We start from the raw sequence: 21,608 nt of genomic DNA on the forward strand, positions 1-21,608 counted from the left end.
CGAAAAATAGAGGCGAAATTCTAGAGAATTTGTTGGTACTGCTCAACTACTTTTTTGTTTTTTTCGCAGTATTCTTCTAAATAAGCTGAATTCGTCAGCCATATTATGTTGTTGCAACCCAGAAAATTGCGCCTGCAACAGTGTAAACTAGAGTTAACACTGTTGTCTGTGGATAAGTATCAAAAATCCTAGTGCGCTGTGCAATTATAGTTGAATAACTTGTTGCACAAAGGGTGAGTAATATGTGGATTGTTTGCTTTTATTAGGTATATTGCAAGTCTGAATGATACGCCACATCACGCTTTTGTAATTTTTCTTATTACGTTAAATAAGCATAAATAGCAGCAAATAACTGTGGATAACTAAACGGCTTACAGATAGAATTTATCAACGTTCTGAATTTTTGCGGAACCTATAAATCAAGAATAATGAACAGGGTATTTAGCGGGACGCTTCCTAATTATGTCATCCGAGCTATGGGCACGATGCCTACAAAGTCTTAAGTCGGAATTTTCTGCTCAGCAATACAATACTTGGATTCGCCCACTTAAAGTGGCAACTGCTTCTGAGCGCGGCTTGGTGCTGATTGCGCCAAATCGTTTTGTACGTGATTGGGTTAACGATAAATTTCTGTCGCACATTCGCCAGATTGTGTGTGATGTCAGTGGTGATATCGCGACAGAGGTGAGTCTTGAGGTTGAAGCCAAGGTGGGTCAAGCCTTACCTAAGCACCCGCGCCCCGTTAAACCGCGTGTTGTTCGACCGGTCACAGGCCGTGAAGCTTTCTCTGAACCCGAAGATAATTTCAGTGCTGATTTTGATCAGCCTGCTCCCGCACCGGTGCATGATGCTCAGGTAATGCGGCAACCGGCACCAGAGCGTACGGTAGATGTTGAAGGTGGTTTGAAGCACGTTCAGTCTAATCTGAATGATGCCTTTACCTTTGATAGCTTTGTACAGGGTAAATCCAACCAGCTTGCCCTGGCGGCGGCCCGGCAGGTCGGAGATAACCCTGGTGTATCTTATAACCCGCTGTTTATCTATGGTGGTGTTGGTCTAGGTAAAACCCACCTTATGCATGCGGTGGGTAATGAAATGCTCAAGCACAACCCCAATGCGAAGATCGTCTACCTGCATTCAGAGCGTTTTGTGGCTGACATGGTTAAGGCATTGCAACTCAATGCGATCAATGACTTTAAGCGGTACTACCGTTCCGTAGATGCTCTGTTGATAGATGATATTCAATTCTTTGCTGGCAAAGAGCGCTCCCAGGAAGAGTTTTTTCACACCTTTAATGCCTTGCTAGAAGGCGGTCAGCAGATGATTCTGACCAGTGATCGTTACCCTAAAGAGATCAATGGTGTTGAAGAGCGACTGAAATCCCGATTTGGCTGGGGTCTGACGGTAGCCATTGAACCGCCGGAACTGGAAACCCGAGTAGCGATTTTAATGAAAAAAGCTGCAGAAGCTCGTGTGCGCCTGCCCGATGATGCGGCTTTCTTTTTGGCGCAGAAGATTCGCAGTAACGTACGCGAACTTGAAGGGGCTTTAAAACGGGTAATTGCCAACGCACATTTCACTGGAAACCCGATTACTACCCACTTTATTAAAGAATCCCTTAAGGACCTGCTGGCTTTGCAGGATAAACAGGTTAGTATTGATAATATTCAACGGGTTGTAGCTGATTATTATAAGATTAAAGTATCTGATCTACTGTCCAAGCGACGTAGTCGCTCAGTGGCCAGACCGCGACAGGTGGCCATGAGCTTATCGAAGGAGCTGACCAATCACAGTTTGCCGGAAATCGGCGATGCGTTTGGTGGCCGCGATCATACTACGGTGTTGCACGCATGCCGCAAAATTCGTGAATTGCGTGAAACTGACGTGGATATCAGAGAAGATTATCAGAATTTACTGCGCCATCTGACGGCGTGATCATACGGGAACAGATCCGGTATAAAAGGTAGGTAGATAACCGATGAAATTTGTCATCTCACGCGAAGCTTTGATTAAACCCTTGCAGTTGGTGGCCGGTGTCGTTGAACGTCGTCAGACGCTCCCTGTGCTCTCCAATATCTTGCTGGTTGCCGAAGATGACCAGCTCTCTATGACAGGTACCGACCTGGAAGTAGAATTGGTGGGTCGCGTTACACTGGATGAACCAGCCGAAAGTGGTTCGGTTACTGTTCCGGCACGCAAGCTGATGGATATCTGTAAATCCTTACCGGAAGCCGCCCGGATCGAGATGTCTCTGTCCGGTCAGAAAATGAAAATCACCGCTGGCCGCAGTCATTTCTCTCTCTCTACCCTGCCCGCTGCTGAATTTCCGAATGTCGAAGACAGCCCTGAAACCATGGAGCTGGCGATGGTGCAGCATCAGTTGCGCACACTGATCGATAAAACCGGCTTCTCCATGGCGCAGCAGGATGTACGGTATTACCTGAACGGTATGTTACTGGAAGTCAGTGATAACCAGCTACGCTCTGTGTCAACTGACGGTCATCGCTTGGCGACCAGTGTGACAGAGGTATCGGGTCCTGAAGGACTTGAGCATCAGATTATTGTACCGCGTAAGGGTATCCTTGAGCTCGCCCGCCTGTTGCAAAACGGTGAAGCTGAGTTGCGTCTGGTAGTGGGTGCCAATCATATCCGTGCTCATGTGGGTGACTTTACCTTTACCTCTAAGTTGGTGGATGGCAAATTTCCGGATTACCAGCGGGTTATTCCCCGGGGCGGTAACAAAATTATCCTCGCGGATCGTACTGAGCTGCGCCAGGTGCTGAGCCGTATTGCTATTCTGTCGAATGAAAAATACCGTGGCGTGCGTTTGTCTCTGTCAGATGGCTATCTGCAGGTGATGGCAAATAACCCTGAGCAGGAAGAAGCGGAAGAGACTCTGGCGGTGGATTATACCGGTGATAGCCTTGAAATTGGCTTTAACGTCAATTATCTGCTGGATGTTTTGTCGATCCTCAATTCCGATGTGGTGCGTTTGACACTTGCTGATTCCAATTCCAGTGCGCTGGTCGAAGGTTTTGATGAGGCGGGTAGCCTCTATGTCGTAATGCCGATGCGCATGTAATTCTTGATGCAGGCCGACGGTATTCGCTGTCGGCCTGCATATCCTTGCCACCATGGCCATTTCTAAACTCCGCATTCACCGGATCCGAAACCTTTCGGCACTTTCCCTGACGCCCTGCCCCGGAATCAATCTGATCTATGGCGAAAACGGTAGCGGTAAGACCAGTGTGCTTGAAGCCATTCACCTGTTGGGTCTGGCACGCTCCTTTCGCACCAATCAGGCACGTCACCTGATTCAGGCCGAACAGCGGGACTGTGTGGTCTACGCAGAGCTTGATCCGCTTAATCAGGGAGAGGTCAAACCGCTCGGCATTGAGCGCCAGCTTGAGGGCGAACCACGGATCCGCTTTGCCGGGCAGGATATTGATCTTTCGACACTCGCTGAGCTACTGCCATTGCAGGTTATCAATGCAGATACCTTTCAATTATTGGAAGGTTCACCTGCACACAGACGGCAATTTATCGATTGGGGTGTGTTTCATGCCGATAGTGGCTTTATTCAGCTATGGCGGGGCTTCAGAAGGGTATTAAAACAGCGTAATAGCCTGTTGAAATGTGGTAAGATTGACCCTCGAATGAGGCAGGTCTGGGATACAGAATTTGTCAGCTTTGCCAACGCTTTAACTGAACTCAGGCGTAGCTATCTGGCCCAGTTGATCCCGGCGTTTAATGACGCACTGGAACATCTGCTACCCGGCATCAAGATTGACCTTGGTTTCAGTAGCGGATGGGACAGCAAACGCAGCCTGGATGATGTACTGGCTGCCAATTTTGACCGTGATCTGGCCATGGGGCATACCACCAGTGGCCCACAGCGGGCTGACTTGAGGGTTAAAGCCGAGGGACATAGTGCTTCAGAGCGCTTGTCACGGGGTCAGAAAAAGCTGGTGGTAAGTGCGTTAAAGCTGGCACAGGGTGCTTTATTTCAACAGACGCATAACCGCCCTTGTGTGTACCTGATAGATGATCTTCCGTCAGAACTGGATCAGCAACACAACCGGCTGTTCTGTTCATTATTAGAGCAGTCCGGTAACCAGTGTTTTATTACATGTGTCGACCACAGCTCTCTGGCAGAGCACTGGCGACCTGAAACTGCAATTGCCACTTTTCATATTGCGGCTGGCGCGTTGGTAACAGACGCGTAAACCCGGATGAGAGGTTTAGGAGACTTGGATGAGCGGCGACGATAATCAGAATTACGATTCTTCCAGTATCAAGGTGCTTAAAGGCCTGGATGCCGTTAGAAAACGCCCTGGCATGTATATCGGTGATACGGATGATGGCACCGGTCTGCACCATATGGTGTTTGAGGTCGTCGATAACTCCATAGATGAAGCACTGGCCGGACATTGTAGCGAAATCAATGTCACCATCCATCTCGATGACAGTGTCACCGTCTCCGATAACGGTCGTGGTATTCCCACTGAGCTGCATGAAGAAGAAGGTGTTTCTGCCGCTGAAGTTATCATGACGGTTCTGCATGCTGGCGGTAAGTTTGATGATAACTCTTACAAGGTTTCCGGCGGTCTGCATGGCGTTGGTGTGTCTGTGGTTAACGCCCTCTCCAGTGAGCTGAAACTGAGTATTCGCCGTAATGGGCAGGTGCACGAGCAGCTCTACCGTCATGGTGAACCTCAAGCGCCTCTGGGTATCGTTGGCGAAACTGAAAGCAGCGGTACGATGGTTCGGTTTTGGCCATCGACTGATACCTTTACCGATATCACTTTCCACTACGACACACTGGCTAAGCGGCTGCGCGAATTGTCGTTCCTCAACTCCGGCGTACGCATAGTGTTGAAGGATGAGCGCAGTGGTCGTGAAGATGTGTATGAATATGAAGGTGGACTGGCTGCGTTTGTCGAATACCTGAATACCAACAAGTCCACCATCAATAAGATGTTCCACTTCACATCAGAGCATGAGAATGGTGTCGTTGTTGAGGTGGCGATGCAATGGAATGACAGTTACCAAGAGAGCATTCACTGCTTTACCAATAATATTCCGCAGCGCGATGGCGGTACTCACCTGTCAGGCTTCCGCGCTGCCCTCACCCGGTCGCTGAATAACTACATCGAATCTGAAGGCCTGAATAAAGGTGGCAAGATTAATACCACGGGCGATGACAGCCGGGAAGGCTTGACGGCGATAGTTTCGGTAAAAGTACCGGATCCTAAATTCTCATCCCAGACCAAGGATAAGCTGGTTTCTTCCGAGGTTAAGTCTGCAGTTGAGCAGATCATGGGAGAGCTGCTGTCCGACTACCTGCAAGAGAATCCGCAGGAGGCCAAATCAGTTGTATCCAAGATGATTGATGCGGCTCGTGCCAGGGAAGCAGCGCGTAAAGCCCGGGAGATGACTCGGCGTAAAGGTGCATTGGATATAGCGGGCCTGCCCGGTAAGTTGGCGGATTGCCAGGAAAAAGATCCTTCTCTCTCTGAACTGTATCTGGTGGAGGGTGATTCTGCGGGAGGGTCTGCTAAGCAGGCGCGCGCTCGTAAAACCCAGGCTATTCTACCGTTGAAAGGTAAGATCCTTAACGTCGAAAAAGCACGCTTTGACAAAATGCTGAGCTCAGCCGAAGTCGGCACGCTGATTACCGCGCTTGGCTGCGGTATTGGTCGTGAAGAGTACAATCCTGATAAATTGCGTTACCACTACATCATTATCATGACGGATGCTGATGTGGATGGCTCGCATATACGGACCTTGTTGCTCACCTTCTTTTTCCGGCAGATGCCAGAATTGATCGAACGTGGCCATATCTATATTGCCCAGCCGCCGTTGTACAAGATCAAAAAGGGTAAACAGGAAAGTTATCTTAAGGATGATGAGGCACTGGATGCGTATCTGCTGCAGGGTGCGTTGGAAAATACAGCGTTGCATGTGAATGAAGCGGCGCCAGGTATTGGTGGAGCGGAGCTTGAGTCGCTGATTAACCAGTATCGCGCGGTATTGCGTACCATTGACCGTATGTCCCGCATCTATCCGGAAGATGTGCTGAAGTCTTTGTTGAAGGTGCAGGCTTTCCCAGCAGATCAGATGTCAAATCAGGATGCGGTGGCTGAATGGTGTGATGCATATGATGATGCCCTGGCTGAATTGAATGATAATGCTGTTAGCTACCAGGCTTTGGTAGAGGAAGATAAAGAACACAGCCACTTCGTGGTCAAGGTTAAGCAGATTCAGCATGGCGTTTCGCACTACTACACACTAAACCAAGAGTTCTTTGCATCGCGTGAATACAATTTGCTGAACTCAATGGCTCAAGTGCTTTCTGGCTTGCTGGAAGAAGGTGCTTATATGCAGAAGGGCGAACGCCGCAAGGAGATCAAGTCATTCGGTGAGGGCCTCGGCTGGTTGCTCGACCTGTCTCGTCGCGGGTACTACATTCAGCGTTACAAGGGGTTGGGCGAGATGAACCCTGAGCAGCTATGGGAAACGACTATGGACCCGGAATCACGCCGTATGCTTCAGGTAACAATCGAAGACGCTATCGCCGCTGATCAGTTGTTTACCACCTTGATGGGTGATGAAGTTGAGCCGCGGCGTAACTTCATCGAAGCCAATGCACTGCAGGTATCAAACCTGGATGTATAGCTAACTGTCAAATCTCATATCAAGTGAGATTCCGTCTCATAAGTATGATACGGCGTCTCATTTGAAATGATTTAAAAATAAAAAAGCAGCCGAATGGCTGCTTTTTAGTAGGGCTTTATAGATTATTCAATAATTAGAATAATCATTGCATTACCCTTTGAAAGACAATTAGCTTGTTTGGGGATTTCAGGAGAAACTATTATTTTTATCTCTTTAATAACATCTTTGGCTTTGTGATCACGTCCTAGCTTTGAGCGAAGGCTATTTTCGATCTCTTCAATTTTAGGAATATGATTAAAGCCTTCAGTTTCTAAAACCTGATTTAGCCAAATTGATAGCTCTAAACTTTCTGGTCCAATCAAGTGGTAATCAATGAATTTAGTCAAATTGATAGGCTGAGCATCTTGTTGAGTATTGCTGGATGAGTTGTACCAATGATCATTAACTTCCTTATCTGTCTTTACTCTAATAAGGCACTTTGCATGATTAGATGCATTACTTGAACTAACATTAGCTTCTATTCTAGAAAGCTGCTGAAAGGATTCTTGCCTTATTTGTCTTACTACATCAGCTCTTACATAATTTATGGTGTACCAACAGTTCTGTTCGAGATAAAAAATCATCTCTTTTGCTGGTCTTGATACTACTTTTTTGAGGTTTATGTGGGCAGACCACAACTCTTCTGGGTTGTTAGAAGGGATTGGTATTACAAACCGGGGGTTAGTTTTTCCAAAAGCTGTATACGGCTGGTTTTTATGGATTGTTGCTTCAATGAAAACTAAGCTCATATCATGCTTAAATATGTTTCTACTTAGATCACATAGCTGTGAGCAATGAATTAAACACCTTTTTCCATCTTCGAGTTTGTTTCCCTCAACCAATAGAGCACCAAATGGTAAATATGTGCTCAAAGTATCATCATCACACTTATGTGACTCTATTCTATGCGGAGCGCTCTTTGTTGAACCAATGAACATATTTTTTGCTGCTAGGTCGTGTGCTGCAAACGGAGATTCTTTGGAGTAGCTCTGAAAGGATGCGTATGGTGCCTTTTTAGTCTCGAAAGATGCAGCTAATGACTTAATAGCTTTTATAGTTTCATCGCAGCTTTCAACATGCCATAAATGGTGCTTACATATGGCTTCTAATAAATGATCTTCAAATGCATAATTTTCATGACTAGTATTTCGATGAATATACTGTAAAAATGCTGCATCAAGATTCCAAATGTTTTGAGATGTTTTTAACCAAGCCTCTGATAGGCTTTTTTCGAAACATTTAAAAAGATTACTCAATTGATATGATATCTTTTTATTATCAAACATTTGACTGCTTATTAGAGAAAGTCGTTTGTCACCGTTAATATTAGAAATTTCACTCTTATGTAATATAGTGAAACCTAAAGAGCTAAGTTTAGCCTTTTCTCGAATAGTAGCTCTATTCTCATTAATTTCAGGATGACTAGACATTAGTATAAATGAGGGGAACGATTTCTCGTCAGAAAACTTAACAATCTCACCAATATAATCGGCTATTTCTTCAGTTGATTTTATTTCATCCTGCATCATAAGATCCATTAAAATCAAATTATAGCCTTTTAAATCCACGCCTCTTGGTCTTTCATGAAGTTGGGTGATTTCATACTTACTATCCGAAAATGCTTCATATATGTTTTTAAAAACTTCAATGTCTTGGATTAACTCAATACTAATGTCGTCAATAACTAAGTTCGGATGAGCCTCAGATGCAGCTTTTTGGAAATCCCTAGTTATTATAACTTCTTTATAGAAGGTCTCACTACTTAAAAATTCATCAACTTGGTCTGGATCATCTGAACTAAAACCTTCAGGCGTTTTATTGTTATCAATAGAGTAATTGATGACAAAGCTATGCTCGTTTGTTGTTGGTGTAAGGATTAAATCTACTAAGTTTGTATCTTGAATGTCATTAATTGTTAGAGGTTTTAGATTGTCATCAAGAAGAGCAATCTTAATTGTATCTTTAGTTCCATTTTCTTGGGAAACGTCCATTTATAACCCTTACGGTAGCTCTAAAACAAAATTTCTTAGCTTTCCATCATCATCAGGCAAAGTATCAATATAAAAGTTTATCTTATGATAGTCAGAAAGTTCCTTAATAATGAATAGACCTAACCCTTTTCCATTAGGTTTAGTTGAAAAGTATGGTCGTGTAATATCATTAACATATGCTGGGTCTATACCTGGGCCACTATCGCAAAATGATAAAGTTTTTGACTGACTGTCAATATCTATCATAATTCTACGTTTGCTCTCACCATCTTTAAGGCCAACCTTTAGCCAGAAAAGAGAGTTATCTAATAGGTTCTCTATAATTTGAGCAACTAGTCCGCGTACCATGGTTATTCTAAGCCCGCGTTGAGCAGTAGAGCCATCTAGCGCAACACTGGCTTCTATATCATGCCTTTCAAATCGGCTCTTATAGCCCGTAAGAACTTCATGTGAGAATTCAACTATATCGAATCCTTCTTTTTTATTTCGTCCTGAAGGACTTAGCTTATCTACAGTTCTTATACGCTTGTTAGTTGTTTTTAGTTGATCTTTTAAAACTTTTATAATCTTTGCTGTTTCCTCTGAGTGATCAACTTCTTCTATTTCGTTAAGGTATTCATTCGCTCTTTCTGTCAACCTAGCTAGATCATGTACTACTTGGTCTACCACTAACCCCATTCCAGCTAGCTCTAATAGCTCAACTCTTTGGTCACGGGCTAAGGAAACTGCTTTTTCAAGGTTTTGTACATCTTCTAAGTGTGTTTTTATTGATACACCAATATCTTCTAAATCTTTTTTAAAGCCTGAACCCACTCTTTTCTTAAGATCATTTACCGCTGTAATTGTTCGCTTTAAGTTACTCTTAGACTTTGAAATTGCATTTTCAGTAGTGTGCTCTGATATTTTTATCTTAGATGTAACTTCTTTTACTGTACTTATATGCGATTTAAGGTCTTTATTAATAACATCAGAAACAATACATTTTAATGTGTCGAAAGCTTCGCAGCTTATAAGACTTTCTCTGTTTGAAGCATCAATTAAACTTGGATTATGCTCTGATGTAATAGATAGAGCACCTACAGTCTGATATCGGTTAAATGCGTAACCTTGTGATCTTAGAGCTTTAGAGTCCATTTTGAGCCAGTCGTCTTCCATGCTTCCTGTAAGTCCTATCCTAAAACCATCACGATAGATAGCATAACCTCCACACCATTTATTTAATTCTTCTTTAACGGTGTTAACTTTCCCATCAACACTATGAGACTTAATATTTGCTCGGTTGAACCATAGAGCTTTGACATCAAAGGAACCAAGTGAAGTTAAATCATTTTCTGAAAACTCTTCTAACTCTATAAGTAAGTCTTTTCTTTTCCATTCACGTTTTTCAAAAACATCTGAGTCTTGCCACTTTAAGTGTCTTGTTAGGACTACTTCATCATCGGTTTTTACAAAAGGATCAAAGTATATTTCGACATAGAAGTTTGCACTTTCTTTGAACCATTTCCTAATTGGTGGGGAACCAATCTGTACATCGTTAAAGAAGAAGTTAACAGGGTAGATGCGTTTGTGTTTATCAAATGGGTGCTGAAGTCTTCTTAAAAATGTTTGTGCAAACTCAGTTGACTTATTTATATCCCAAAATGAATTAAGTGAAGTGATAGTTACTCTGGTTCCTTTTTGTTTACTTTCTTTAGCTGATGATTCTTCAATAATATCAATTTCTATATCATCAATATATTTTTCTGGATCGTTGAACTCTAACCAGTCAAAATCTACAGCTTGACAATAAGCTTCACCTGAAACACCTGACTCAACATATGCTCTATTTCCTAGTCTCATCATAGATAAGCGGCCAATACCTTTTTCACCAAGTATCAGATCGTTATCTTCAGACTTTGAGTATAATTTAGTTGGTGTTCCTATCACTAAGAAAGCATTTTCTAAAGTATCACTGTTCATACCATTGCCGGTATCAACAATTTCAATCCTACAGAATTCTTTATAAAGTAAAGATATAGATTTTTCTAATGATTTTGAGGCTGATAATTTTTAAAATTCATTGACTATCTTTTCTTTTAACTCATGATTAATGTCACTATTTATGTAGCTTGATAATCGAGCAATAAAACTTTTATTTGACCAACTTTTACAAAGTTGCTTAAGCCTCTCCTCTGAACGGGAGAAAGGATAGCTGATTTTGATAGTTACATTTTCTGATTTAGCATCAAATGAATTCTTGATTAACTCATATAGTGCAATATCATCTGATGTTATTAATTCTGCGCCTAAATGGCGAAGCGCCCTAGCTGAAACTTTAAAAGCTACCGCCACAAGAATCTCCTTATATATACATGAACAGAACTAATTAAAGAGAACAAATCAAACAAGCTTGATCTTCAGGATCTTCATCTTCTTGTTGATGCCTAAGTACTTCCTGCCATTTGGCAGGGTTTACGTTAGTTGACTTGCTGATAACTCCTTCTTCCCTTTCTCTTTCTTCCGCACGTGCAACCACTTCATCGAGGGTTTTACCTTGTACCCAGGTATAACCATTACCTGAAGTCTGCTCTATCTCTTTAGCTTTCTCAAAGAGCTCCGGGTGATATCTTTTCAGCCCTAGCCATTCATCTTGTCGTTGAAAAAAGCAGAAATAACAACCGGATCTTGATCTCCATTTGTAATATGCAGGGATACCAACACTATCTTCTAGGATTTGAAAAATATCATCCCTAACTAACCCATCTTCAATAAAAGGGAAAACCGCAGTGATGTTGTCTTTGTTGCTCACATAGCCTTCACGAAATTCGTCAGCTCTGATTCCTACATAGCTAATAACGGGGTCTTCACCGACAAACTCTTCAAAGGGTTTTATTTTCATTGTTCGAGTACACCACCGCTGCCTAGCGGATGGTAAGTAGTCGTTGTGTAGCTTCAACCAGTGAGAAAAGTCGCGACCACTGGAAAGGCGAGTAATCTCCTTTCCTAAGTAAGCCTCCATTTTATCTAAAAAATCATAGACTTCTTCTAGTTCAGCACCAGTATCTGTAAAGAAGTACTCAACTCGAGCATGTATTTCTGGGTAGCGGTCTTTGATATAGATAGCTAATGCAGCGCTGTCCTTGCCGCCCGAAATTCCAAGGACGTGTCTCTTTTTATCAGCTATTAGAGCATCCTGGATGTTGCTTTTATTGGCCATTCGAAACCCCTTTCAGCGTAACCTTTTCGTCCTGTGAGTCAGTTGCTTTTGATGGGCTTAAGAACTCATCAACAAGCTCCGCAAGCACTGCTAACTGTATTTCATGTTTGGTGTCTCCATCTTTCAGGAGGGAAACAATTTCCTGCTTAATATCTTGAATAGCTGTATGTTGTTGCTTATCGATCGTAATAACGCGATCTAAAGGCGCCGCCCCTTTCTTTAATGACTTGAGTAGAAATACATCAAAGTCATCTGTTGTTTTTTGCTGATATCTATCGTGATGAATTCTTAATGTTTCTAAATCAAGAAGCCTTTTGGAAAAATCACTTAGTCGAACTTCTGCTTCAGCACGATTACCATCTGTCCACTTAGTTGGCGGCTTGTGGCCCAGGAACATAAGAATATTTTGGAGCCAGCTTTCATCATCTATGTTGGTCTTGGTGAGACGCATGAGAAATGCCTTCAAGCCATCTACATCGACGGTATACTGCTCTAAGTCTGAATATCGCCCAATAATTTTTCCTCTGAGCTCTTCGAAGCTAGAGTATTCGATGTGAAAGGCTTGCCCTAATAAGCTTTTTTGATGATCAATTAGCTTAGGGTAAGCATGTTTCAATTCTCTGAGAGCGTTTCTTAGTTTCTCTGCAAAGCCTTCTAACTCATGGGAGTCAGATGTATTACCAAACTTGTATCCTAAAGCTTTAGGTAATTCAGAAAACAGTAAAGCTTCTGGGGACTTCGCCAAGTTATAAGCACTTCTCACAGCTTTTGCTTCTTTTGATAAATCTGAAGATTTCGTCTTCAAAGTATACTCAGGAAGCTCTGACATAAATTTTGCTAGAGGAGATACAAGCTGTACAACAGTCCTTTTGCTCTTCGAGCTGAATAGAGCCTTTGAATATTCTTCATATATAGAAGCTTTCAATCCTTCAATTCTAAAGCGTTGAACAGTGAAAGATTCTGGTTTTCTTGAGAATCGCTCTAAATGATCCGGCTGAATTGAAGGGATATATTTTCTATCTTCATACAGAGCCAGTTCGTGCCGGTCTATTAGATACGCTGCAAAGTAAACAATCGGTAACAGTCCCTGCTTAATCCCATAGGGAGGTGCAGTAAGTGTCTTTGTTAATTCACTAAAAGAAAGTGGGCTATTCTCAGTTGAAGCAAAGAAGTCCCTTATTGCACACCATGTGTCATAGAATTCGGAGCTGACTTCTGGCTCAACAAATTTATATTGACCCTCTACTTCTTGATGTAGACCTGTAGCTTTCAGAACGGCCCTATAAATAGCCTTCTCAGGGGGAAATTTATCAATATCGAGGTCAATACTAGATTCATTTTTTAGCATAGCCGTCAGAAGCTTATTTCTGCCAGCAACAGCCTGACTGGAAGGCTTATCGCGGTTGATCAGCTCATTATGTATTGATGGCGCATGCGAATAGATGGTTTCGAATATGCTCGAAAGATTTTCCTGTAATTTCCGTTTGTTTGCTATGTCTAGTTGTTTGCCCTTCCAAAGCCAGTGATTGCTCTCAGGTTGCTGAAGAAGCTGTTCGAGTATTCTTTGTTGAGCTGCAAAGACAGAGTTTTTGCGTTCTATAAATTCTTTCTTTGCGATTGGATCAGAGTTTAACTCTTGGTACTGGTTTTCTATTTGGGTAAGAGCTTGGGCTTCAATTAGCAATTGTTTCAATCGAGGAGTGTTTGAGCATAGTGCAATAACTGCAAATTCAGACTTAGAAGCTGAATTGCTTTTGATCTTGACTTTGCTAATGGCTTTTTCACATAGGACATAAGCAATTGTTGGCTCATCAAACGTAACTTGATCTAGCTCTTCTACAGAATCTAAAAAAACCGGAACAAAATAACGAAGAGCACCATTCTGTATGGTGTAACGTCGAGCTACCATTGGGTCTACATATGACCCACTGTTTAAGGCTTGTGCTACTGAGAATCCCCGTATCTTGGATGTTTCATGATGAATACAAGACTCTAGATCGAAATCACTACCTTGCCATACTCGATACTCAGAGTTGAATTTTCGATAGTTCACCAGCGATGCTTTTTCTAAGGCTTGAATAGCAGCGATAAACTCTTCACGAGACTCACAGCAAGTCTCTAGTATTGGATCAGATGCTTTTAAGCCCCGCTTGGAGCCAATGACATTCAGTAACCCTATGGTTTTAAGTAACTCTAATTCAGTACTAGATTGTTGATCAAACCTATCAATTGCCGAAGAAACTTCGAGCCATCGCCTATTGGTAATATGATCGCCCAAAACACCTGCACGACTACTCATGAAGTAGTCAAAGATGTCACTAGGCATGATGTACTCATCGACGCTAGTTAGCTGTTCTAACAGATGTTGAAAAGCACTTTCTTCATGGCTTGAAAGATAGCTAAACAGGGTTCTTTCGTTTTGAGCAACTTTCTGACAAAGAACCGGTAATATTAAGGCTGTTAGCGGGTGTAATGGATAGCACGAAGACAGTAATTGAGTTGCTTCATCGATGGTAAGGCCATGAGGTAAGGCATACTCTTCATGCAGCGCTCTAACAATTGGATCAATATACGAGGCAATTTGAGCAGCTTCATTACTACTTAAATTAGAGTGAATTGCATTACTCACTACGCGTAAAGTTTGCTCAGATGACTCAAGAAATGGTATTTCTTCAAACCTTCCTTGAACCTTTGACCATTCGTGTTTAAGAGTATCGCCTAACCCTTTAGCATAGTGTTCTAGAGAGTGGTGAAGGGATACAAATAAGTTGAGTTGTACTGCATGTTTAGAGCAAGCATGCTCCGCGAGCTCTTGTAGTAGATATATGTCGTTAGCTTCGGACTGCAGAGCTTCGAATTCCAAAAACTTACCAAGCTCATCAATACATATAAGGAGTCCTGGGCAGTTCACTTTTTTAGATGATTGTAGGTGATCCTGCACATCCTTGAACGCGCTGATTACATCAGAAGTTGAGAGATCTTTTTGTTCAAGAATAGCCGCTAACTTGTCATCGAGTTTTCTAGAAGATGTTTTCTGTTGAGACAAATAATTGGCGAGAGCGTCTTTCAATGAGTTCAATAAGCTATGAGCTAAGCCTTGATGTGAGCCGGTAACAAGTATATTCAGGTAGCCCGTAGTTGAAGCCAAATGAGTATTGAGGCTCTTTACTGTACAGGGGCTACTTGGTTCAAGGATGCTTAAACACTCACTGCTTGGAGTACTTAAAACTTGAGATAGATAAAGAAGAAAGGATGATTTGCCAGAACCATAGGGCCCAACTAGAGACCAGGAACGTGGGGTTTGCTCTTCATTTATTGTATCAACGAAGCGCTGGATCGTATTAACTGCCCTAGATGTAGGAATGTACCCTGCTGCTAATTCATTAGACTTAGCATCACGCTCAATGTTGATTGATCTAGTATAGCGAGAGTTTACTAATATCTTTTCAGTTAAGCTCATGATTTAACTTCCTGGCTAATGCCTGTGTAGTACTTTCTTAAGTACTCTGCGGCTTTAACATTCCCTGTCTTAAATATTTGCAGCTGGCCAGCGACATCTCGAATCTCATAAGTATTCGGAATTAAAGAGATCATATCTTCAAGTTTGTTTACAACATCAGTTTCTACTAATCGAAAGATGGCCCCTGGCGCAACCTGATGAGTACGTGAGTACATGATTTGTTCAAGGGGTACTGACGTTGCGCTTTGGCTTTCAAAGAACTGAGTGACGGCAAAAGCAAAAATGGCAGTTGGTAATTGGCCTCGATAGCTTGGAGTGGAATCATATCCGCCATGAGTGTTAGTTATGAGCCCCATGATTGAAAATGGTGAGTCTAATGACTCTTCAGCAGGAAGCTTTCCATTAACTTTGCTCTTGGTATACATCCTTGTAAGCGCTGAAATATCATTTTTTAAAGTACTTGGTGATACTTTGCTCTTCACATTCTCATTTACGTATTCTTTAAGAGCATCTATTAGCTCCGTAGTTTCAAAGTGAGACTTATGAAATTTATTAAAAAACCAAAACCATGTTGTTGCTTGCTTTGGATTTGATGCAAGAAGCCAATGTAAAAGCCATATTGTCGCTTCGTCCTCTAGGTAGGGATCAAGTCCGGTCTCAGGATCAAAAATTAGCTCACCTAAATCAGTCGGTCGATTAGAGCTAACTTCAATAAGTTGGCAGGCCCGTAACCAGTAACGAATGGATGCCACCATATTCTTACCAACACCCAATTGAACAGTTGCTTCGTCAGATTCGAATACTGAACAGTCAGCCTTTAAAGCAAGAAACCCTTTTGTAAGCCACCCGTATCGAAGTGCAAACGTTTCATGTCGGCCAAAGGCTGTTGTTTCAGGGGTTAGCTGCATTGATACTCTCTACCTGTAGATTACGAAGTCCGTTTAGCCTATTGCTGTAAGAAACAGGAAATATAGGCTCTGTCCATACCAAATAAATTAACAGATGAGTATATCAGTTCCTCGTCGGAATAACGGGTGTTATGAGCGTGTTTTAGTTGACCTTTCCCCCAAATTTAACACCATGACGACGATGAGATTTCCAGATAATCTACGATCTAAATGGAGATCTCGTCATGAAGAAGCGTTACACGGAAGAGCAAATCATCAAAGCCATCAAGCAACATGAGGCAGGTGTCAAAGTCGAAGATATTTGCCGTGAGATGGGTATTTCAAATGGCACGTTTTACAACTGGCGAAGCAAGTATGCGGGGCTGGAAGTCAACGAGGCCAAACGCCTGAAAGAACTGGAAATCGAAAACAACAAACTTAAGAAGCTGCTGGCGGAGAAAATGCTTGAGGTTGAAGCGCTCAGCGATGTTGTTTCAAAAAAGTGGTAAAGCCAGCTGGCAAAAAGCAGGCAGTTTTCCACATAATCTCACAGTTCAATATCAGTGAGCGGAAAGCCTGTCAGCTGGTTGGTTTAAGCCGTACTGCGTACCGTTACCGATCTGTGACCAAGAAAGATGACAAACTACGCCATCGGCTCAAGGAGCTTGCAAGCGAATACAGCCGATATGGTTACCTTATGTTGCACGGCCTTCTCAGAGGTGAGGGACTCGTTATTAACAAGAAACGGACCTACAGGCTTTACTCCGAAGAAGGCCTTCAGGTTCGTACCAAAAAACGCAAGAAGATCACCAGACCGCGCATGCCACTCGAAGTGCCTTCTGGCATCAACCAGCGTTGGTCAATGGATTTTGTCTCTGATCAGTTAAGCACAGGGCGCCGCTTCCGCATTCTTAATGTTGTTGATGAGTACTCTCGTGAACTACTGGGGCAATTGGTGTCTGTTTCCATATCAGGCGCGCGTGTTGCACGTTTTTTAGATGAGTTGAAACAGATTAAAGGATTGCCAAAATCCATCGTCTGCGACAATGGGGCGGAATATTTTACAATGCAGGCGCTCAGAGCATACTTTCAGGTCTCTTCTGATCTGATCCCTCAACTGGTAAATAAAGGGCTAATTTCACGTGTGAAAAAACCAGTAATGGAAAATCATCGAGTGATCACTATCGATGCTGTAAATCAGTTCAAAGAGCGATATGTTCTTCTATCTAAGCTTTCATTGTGTTGCTCAACCTCTTCCGCAGCGTTAATGAAAAGGTTTGAGGCTGGCCAAGTCTTCCCTATCGACCATGACTGGGAGACTCATGATCGGTTTGTTCAGAAGATCTACTACCGCCATGAATTGCTTTCCATACCGGAAGTTCAAGTGTTCATTTCATCTATGGCTGACTGGGAATATGAGTCATTCTAGAGCTATGTGTTTGTTATTTAATTTATTGATTTTAAATGTTTTTGTGGGTTTTAATAAAGGTATGGTATTGAGGTTGGTTATCTTTAATTACTAAATGGATTAGATCAAGGATGAATGTAGAAAAGCTTAATGATGTTGATTTTGTTACGCAGATAGAGAGCTCTCTGGGAGAGAGTTACTCGGAAGCTAAGTTGTTCGTTAATGTTGCTCCAATTCAGAGCTTGGTGCAGTTAAGATCCATCTTAACTAAGACATATCGATTGATAGCTTCAGCTGCTGGTATTGAGTTAATAGAATCTACAGCCAATCAGCAATCACGATTCTCTCAGCACGATTATATTTCTCAGTTAAAAGCTTCTAACAGCATCTCTCAAGATATCATCAGTCGGCTGCTGGAGATTAAGCATGCCGGAAATCAGGCGGCACATCAGGAATCATACGAGCTTACAGCTGATGAATATATTGATCTCGCCCATAAATCATTTGTGGGCTTTTGTGAGCTACTGAAGCTTATTAGGGCCTCTCTATTTGGAAAGTTTGATTTAGATTTTTACTTTGAAGCTGAGACTACTTCTCAATTAAAAGACTTAGCGTTTGATGCACTTTTTAAGAACGATATTGATGCGAAGTATCGATTGGGCATTGCGTTATGTGAGTATCATGCTGAACGTAACGAAGAAAAAGCACAAGCAGCTGAACCTGGGGATTTTGTTTTTTTTAATAGAGAGTCTTTTCTGCTTTCAGCTGATCTAATAGAGGCTGCAGCAAAACATAGGCATCCCGATGCAATGTATGAGTTTGCTCACTTAAATTTGATAGGAGGAGTAAGGGAAAAGAATCATGACCTTGCGCTAGACTATTTATCGTTCGCAGCGGAAAAAGGCCATACCATGGCTAAAGCTCATGTCGGTAAGGAGTTACTATTTAGTGAATATAACCCAGATGAAAGGGATATTTCGTTTGCTCTAGAGCACCTAAATGAAGCAGCTTCACTGGGCGATCCGCTTGCCTTATCTACCCTAAGTGACGTTTATAAAGATGGTAAATACTTAGAAGCTGATCCTCAGTTAGCTTATGAGTATCTTCTGCAATCAGCCCGTTCAGATTTCCCTACTGCCCAAGTAAAACTAAGCCTGCATTGCTGTAATGAAAGGAAGTATGATGACGCGATATTTTGGCTTGATAGAGCATCTGATGCGGGTGTAATTGAGGCATCTTTGTTTAAAGCTAAGTTGCTTACAGAACTAAAGCCAAAAAGCCATGAAGATGTGATGAAGGTCGTCAGCCTCTATAAGGAGTACACTGACAAGAAGCCTACGAGTGAAAATTTCTACGAATTTGGTTCATTTCTCATAGATTGGGCTAAAGATGATGTTTCATTACTTACTCAGGCTTTTCAACATCTGATGGTTTCTTACCTAGCACCTGGTTGTAGCCAAGAGCTTTCAGCTATCATAAGAAGTAAGGCTAAGCGTTTAATTAAGCGTTTAGAGCGGAAAGCGGCAAAAGATTATTCAGTGTATTCACAAGTTTGGCTTAATAACGGAGTTGCAGAGCTGCTAGTGTTCTTTAAGCCTGATGGAACCTTGAAGGCTAGAGATGCTGCGTTCAATGAAGTGGAAAGAACCCCTCATATGGACAAACAAGACTATTCTAATGCCTATTTCATTCCCCGTAAGCCAAAGGCGTGAATGTGGTGGATATGAGATTTCGTCAATTTCTTAGTAGGGCTTATGAGATTTCTTAAGTTTAGGTTTTCTCATAACTAACGATATAGCTGATGAATCCTGCGTTCTTGATATCACCCAATATGAGATGTGACACTAACCTCGCAAGGCTATTCGAAAGCAGCCCAAGGGCTGCTTTTTTGTGAAAGGAAAAAGTGTCGTTGGCGATCACATGATGTGGTTCATGCTGCGCCGCCGCGTATTCTCAAGATTATAAAGGCATAACGTATGAAGTTATTTGAGCGCACGCTCTGGTCTAGCCGCTGGCTAATGATTCCTACTGTAGTGGCGGTGATTGTCAGCGCCCTGCCGTTGATTGGCTTTGTTATCAGCGACCTTGTCCATCTGGTGGCGGTCCTGTTGCAGCAAGGATTCACGCAACAGACGCGCGTTGAGTTGTTGTTTATTACGGTTGAGATTGTCGATCAGTCACTGATGGCTGGAGTGATGATTATGTTTGGCTTGGGTATTTACGAAATTTTCATTGGCAAAATCATGCCAGAGAAATCGGCAGCCTTCTCTTCCAAGCTGTTGGTAGTCACCAGTATCGCCCAACTAAAAAGCAAGCTAGGTACGCTGGTGATCATGATTCTGATTGTAAAGTTTCTTTCGCTCAGCATTGAAATGTCGATTCAGACACCAATGGATCTGTTGATGTATGCTGCATCGGTTGCCCTCTTAGGTCTGGCGTTGTTCCTGACTAACAGTAAGGTATTGGGCAAACCCGCAGAGCGGGATAAGCAGGAATAGCCCCCTGCTTTATCGTCGGCACGAGTCCTCGTACTCCCTGGCTGGTTTCGTGCGCGGTGTTTCACGTGAAACACTGTAGTTAAGCAATGAGGTTTCACGTGAAACATGGAGCCACAGTTTAGCGGTCGCAGCCTTTATAGTGATTCGAATGTTTATGATGCTTGCCCTCAGGGCGTTCCTTGGTCATCGCGGTTAGCTTTTCTTGCTGCTCAGGTGTGAGTGTTTGAAATATTTCCTTTTGATGTTCTGCGCGCATCATTACTCGCTCTTTGGCGTTCGCCTGTGCTTCGGCAATAAGCTTGTCTAGCTCTGCCTCATAGTTATCCGCTGTTGGATTAAGCTGCCGTAGAGCATGATGATGTGATTTATGCTGCCGCATGCCATCCTTCATCTTTGAGTAATTTTCTTTGAATGTCTGTTTCAAGCTGGTTTTCTGTGCCTCGGTTAGTGCTAGTTGTTCTGACAGATGCTCAATCTTGTGGCTGCCACGGTAGTGTTCTTTGTCTTCATGTTTGTCATAAGCAAAAGCGGCAGTGGTAGAGCCGGTAATAATTACGGCGGCGGTGAGGCCAATAAGTAGTTTCTTGTTCATGATTGCTTCTCCATCAATGTATTTAACATGCTGCAATTCTCGTACATGGCTACGCAAAGATGGGTATGACCGGTGTAAAGTTAGGTAAAACCATATGGATGCCTGAGCTGGCGGGCTTACAATTAGCTTAAGGTAATAATGCAGTGGAGTGGATATGGCAACCGGCGTGCGCCTTTTAATGGTCGACGATGACAAAGAGCTATGCGAGCTGATAGGTGATTATCTGGTGCATGAAGGCTTTCAGGTGGAGCTGGCGCATAGCGCCGATCAGGCACTGGATAAACTGAAGCAACAGGATCGTTATGCGTTGATGATTCTGGATGTGATGATGCCAGGCAAAAGTGGACTGGAATTATTGCAGCAGTTAAGGCCCTCGGTGACTTTGCCAGTGATTATGCTGACGGGCCGAGGCGAAGAGATTGATCGGATTCTGGGTTTGGAGATGGGCGCAGATGACTACTTGAGCAAGCCCTGCAACCCCAGAGAGCTGCTGGCCAGAATTCGTGCCATACTCCGCCGCAGTGAAAATGCTCCGCGCTCAACCATGTTCCCTGAGCGATCAGTTGAGCATATGGGTATTAGTCTCGATCCGGGCAATCGTGAGGTTAAAGTAGCGACCTCATTGATTGAGTTGACGGGTACAGAATTTAATGTGTTGGCTTATTTGTTGGCGAATGCCGGGCAAGTGATGAGTAAAGAGCAACTCACAGAGCTGGTTTTGCATCGCGAGTTAACGGCCTATGACCGGGCGATGGATGTCCATGTCAGTCGGGTGCGACAGAAATTGGCGCGCGAACTACCGGATCAGGAACTGATTAAAACCATCCGCGGAGCCGGATATATGTTTGTACAGGGGTGA

General features: G+C 42.9%; 14 protein-coding genes and 1 pseudogene. 8 read left to right on the top strand and 7 right to left on the bottom strand.

Translation table 11 applies throughout. The features are described 5' to 3' along the window. Positions 1–462: 462 nt before the first annotated feature. The 4 genes from dnaA to gyrB are packed head-to-tail and all read left to right on the top strand — an operon-like array spanning position 463 to position 6,678. A complete protein-coding gene (gene dnaA / locus ACFVYJ_RS06520; protein ID WP_419415636.1) occupies positions 463–1,935 on the top strand; it encodes a chromosomal replication initiator protein DnaA in 1,473 nt (490 codons plus the stop codon). 43 nt (positions 1,936–1,978) lie between these two features. Then, a complete protein-coding gene (gene dnaN, locus ACFVYJ_RS06525; RefSeq protein WP_419415635.1) occupies positions 1,979–3,082 on the top strand; it encodes a DNA polymerase III subunit beta in 1,104 nt (367 codons plus the stop codon). A 52-nt stretch (positions 3,083–3,134) separates the two neighbouring features. Then, the gene (recF, locus tag ACFVYJ_RS06530; RefSeq protein WP_419415634.1) at positions 3,135–4,226 is read left to right on the top strand and encodes a DNA replication/repair protein RecF; all 1,092 of its coding nucleotides are present in this window, start codon (positions 3,135–3,137) and stop codon (positions 4,224–4,226) included. 28 nt (positions 4,227–4,254) lie between these two features. After that, positions 4,255–6,678, top strand: coding sequence for a DNA topoisomerase (ATP-hydrolyzing) subunit B (gene gyrB / locus ACFVYJ_RS06535; RefSeq protein WP_419415633.1), 2,424 nt, complete (start codon positions 4,255–4,257; stop codon positions 6,676–6,678). Positions 6,679–6,800: 122 nt separating this feature from the next. Here gyrB and ACFVYJ_RS06540 read toward each other — a convergent pair whose 3' ends face one another. Genes ACFVYJ_RS06540 through ACFVYJ_RS06565 form a run of 6 tightly spaced genes read right to left on the bottom strand, consistent with a single transcriptional unit; the run spans position 6,801 to position 16,272 of the window. Beyond that, on the bottom strand, positions 6,801–8,708 hold the full coding sequence (locus ACFVYJ_RS06540; protein WP_419415632.1) for a hypothetical protein: 1,908 nt from the start codon (positions 8,706–8,708) through the stop codon (positions 6,801–6,803). Positions 8,709–8,717: 9 nt separating this feature from the next. Then, a complete protein-coding gene (locus ACFVYJ_RS06545) occupies positions 8,718–10,724 on the bottom strand; it encodes an ATP-binding protein (protein ID WP_463255110.1) in 2,007 nt (668 codons plus the stop codon). A gap of 33 nt (positions 10,725–10,757) precedes the next feature. After that, positions 10,758–11,039, bottom strand: a complete 282-nt coding sequence (locus tag ACFVYJ_RS06550; protein WP_419415631.1) for a hypothetical protein — start codon at positions 11,037–11,039, stop codon at positions 10,758–10,760. A 34-nt stretch (positions 11,040–11,073) separates the two neighbouring features. Continuing rightward, positions 11,074–11,904 (bottom strand): phosphoadenosine phosphosulfate reductase family protein, encoded by an 831-nt coding sequence (locus tag ACFVYJ_RS06555; protein WP_419415630.1) that lies wholly within the window; start codon positions 11,902–11,904, stop codon positions 11,074–11,076. Further along, a complete protein-coding gene (locus ACFVYJ_RS06560; protein WP_419415629.1) occupies positions 11,894–15,364 on the bottom strand; it encodes a hypothetical protein in 3,471 nt (1,156 codons plus the stop codon). Before ACFVYJ_RS06560 ends, ACFVYJ_RS06555 begins: the two co-directional genes overlap by 11 nt. After that, the gene (locus tag ACFVYJ_RS06565) at positions 15,361–16,272 is read right to left on the bottom strand and encodes a DUF4007 family protein (RefSeq protein WP_419415628.1); all 912 of its coding nucleotides are present in this window, start codon (positions 16,270–16,272) and stop codon (positions 15,361–15,363) included. Before ACFVYJ_RS06565 ends, ACFVYJ_RS06560 begins: the two co-directional genes overlap by 4 nt. Positions 16,273–16,496: 224 nt before the next feature. On the opposite strand from ACFVYJ_RS06565, the pseudogene ACFVYJ_RS06570 reads away from it, so the two are divergent. The 3 genes and pseudogenes from ACFVYJ_RS06570 to ACFVYJ_RS06580 all read left to right on the top strand — a co-directional run. Next, a pseudogene (locus ACFVYJ_RS06570) lies at positions 16,497–17,383 on the top strand (IS3 family transposase); the annotation flags it as partial. 407 nt (positions 17,384–17,790) lie between these two features. After that, complete coding sequence (locus ACFVYJ_RS06575) at positions 17,791–19,371, top strand: DUF4145 domain-containing protein (protein ID WP_419415627.1); 1,581 nt, start codon at positions 17,791–17,793, stop codon at positions 19,369–19,371. A 264-nt stretch (positions 19,372–19,635) separates the two neighbouring features. Then, positions 19,636–20,157 (top strand): YqhA family protein, encoded by a 522-nt coding sequence (locus ACFVYJ_RS06580; protein ID WP_419415626.1) that lies wholly within the window; start codon positions 19,636–19,638, stop codon positions 20,155–20,157. Between the two features lie 118 nt (positions 20,158–20,275). Here the strand turns inward: ACFVYJ_RS06580 and ACFVYJ_RS06585 are convergent, their stop codons facing one another. After that, positions 20,276–20,749, bottom strand: a complete 474-nt coding sequence (locus tag ACFVYJ_RS06585) for a Spy/CpxP family protein refolding chaperone (RefSeq protein WP_419415625.1) — start codon at positions 20,747–20,749, stop codon at positions 20,276–20,278. A 154-nt stretch (positions 20,750–20,903) separates the two neighbouring features. On the opposite strand from ACFVYJ_RS06585, the gene ACFVYJ_RS06590 reads away from it, so the two are divergent. After that, positions 20,904–21,608 (top strand): response regulator transcription factor, encoded by a 705-nt coding sequence (locus ACFVYJ_RS06590; RefSeq protein ID WP_419415624.1) that lies wholly within the window; start codon positions 20,904–20,906, stop codon positions 21,606–21,608.

The sequence above is a fragment of the Pontibacter sp. JAM-7 genome (assembly GCF_048548695.2).
Taxonomy (GTDB): domain Bacteria; phylum Pseudomonadota; class Gammaproteobacteria; order Pseudomonadales; family Balneatricaceae; genus Neptuniibacter.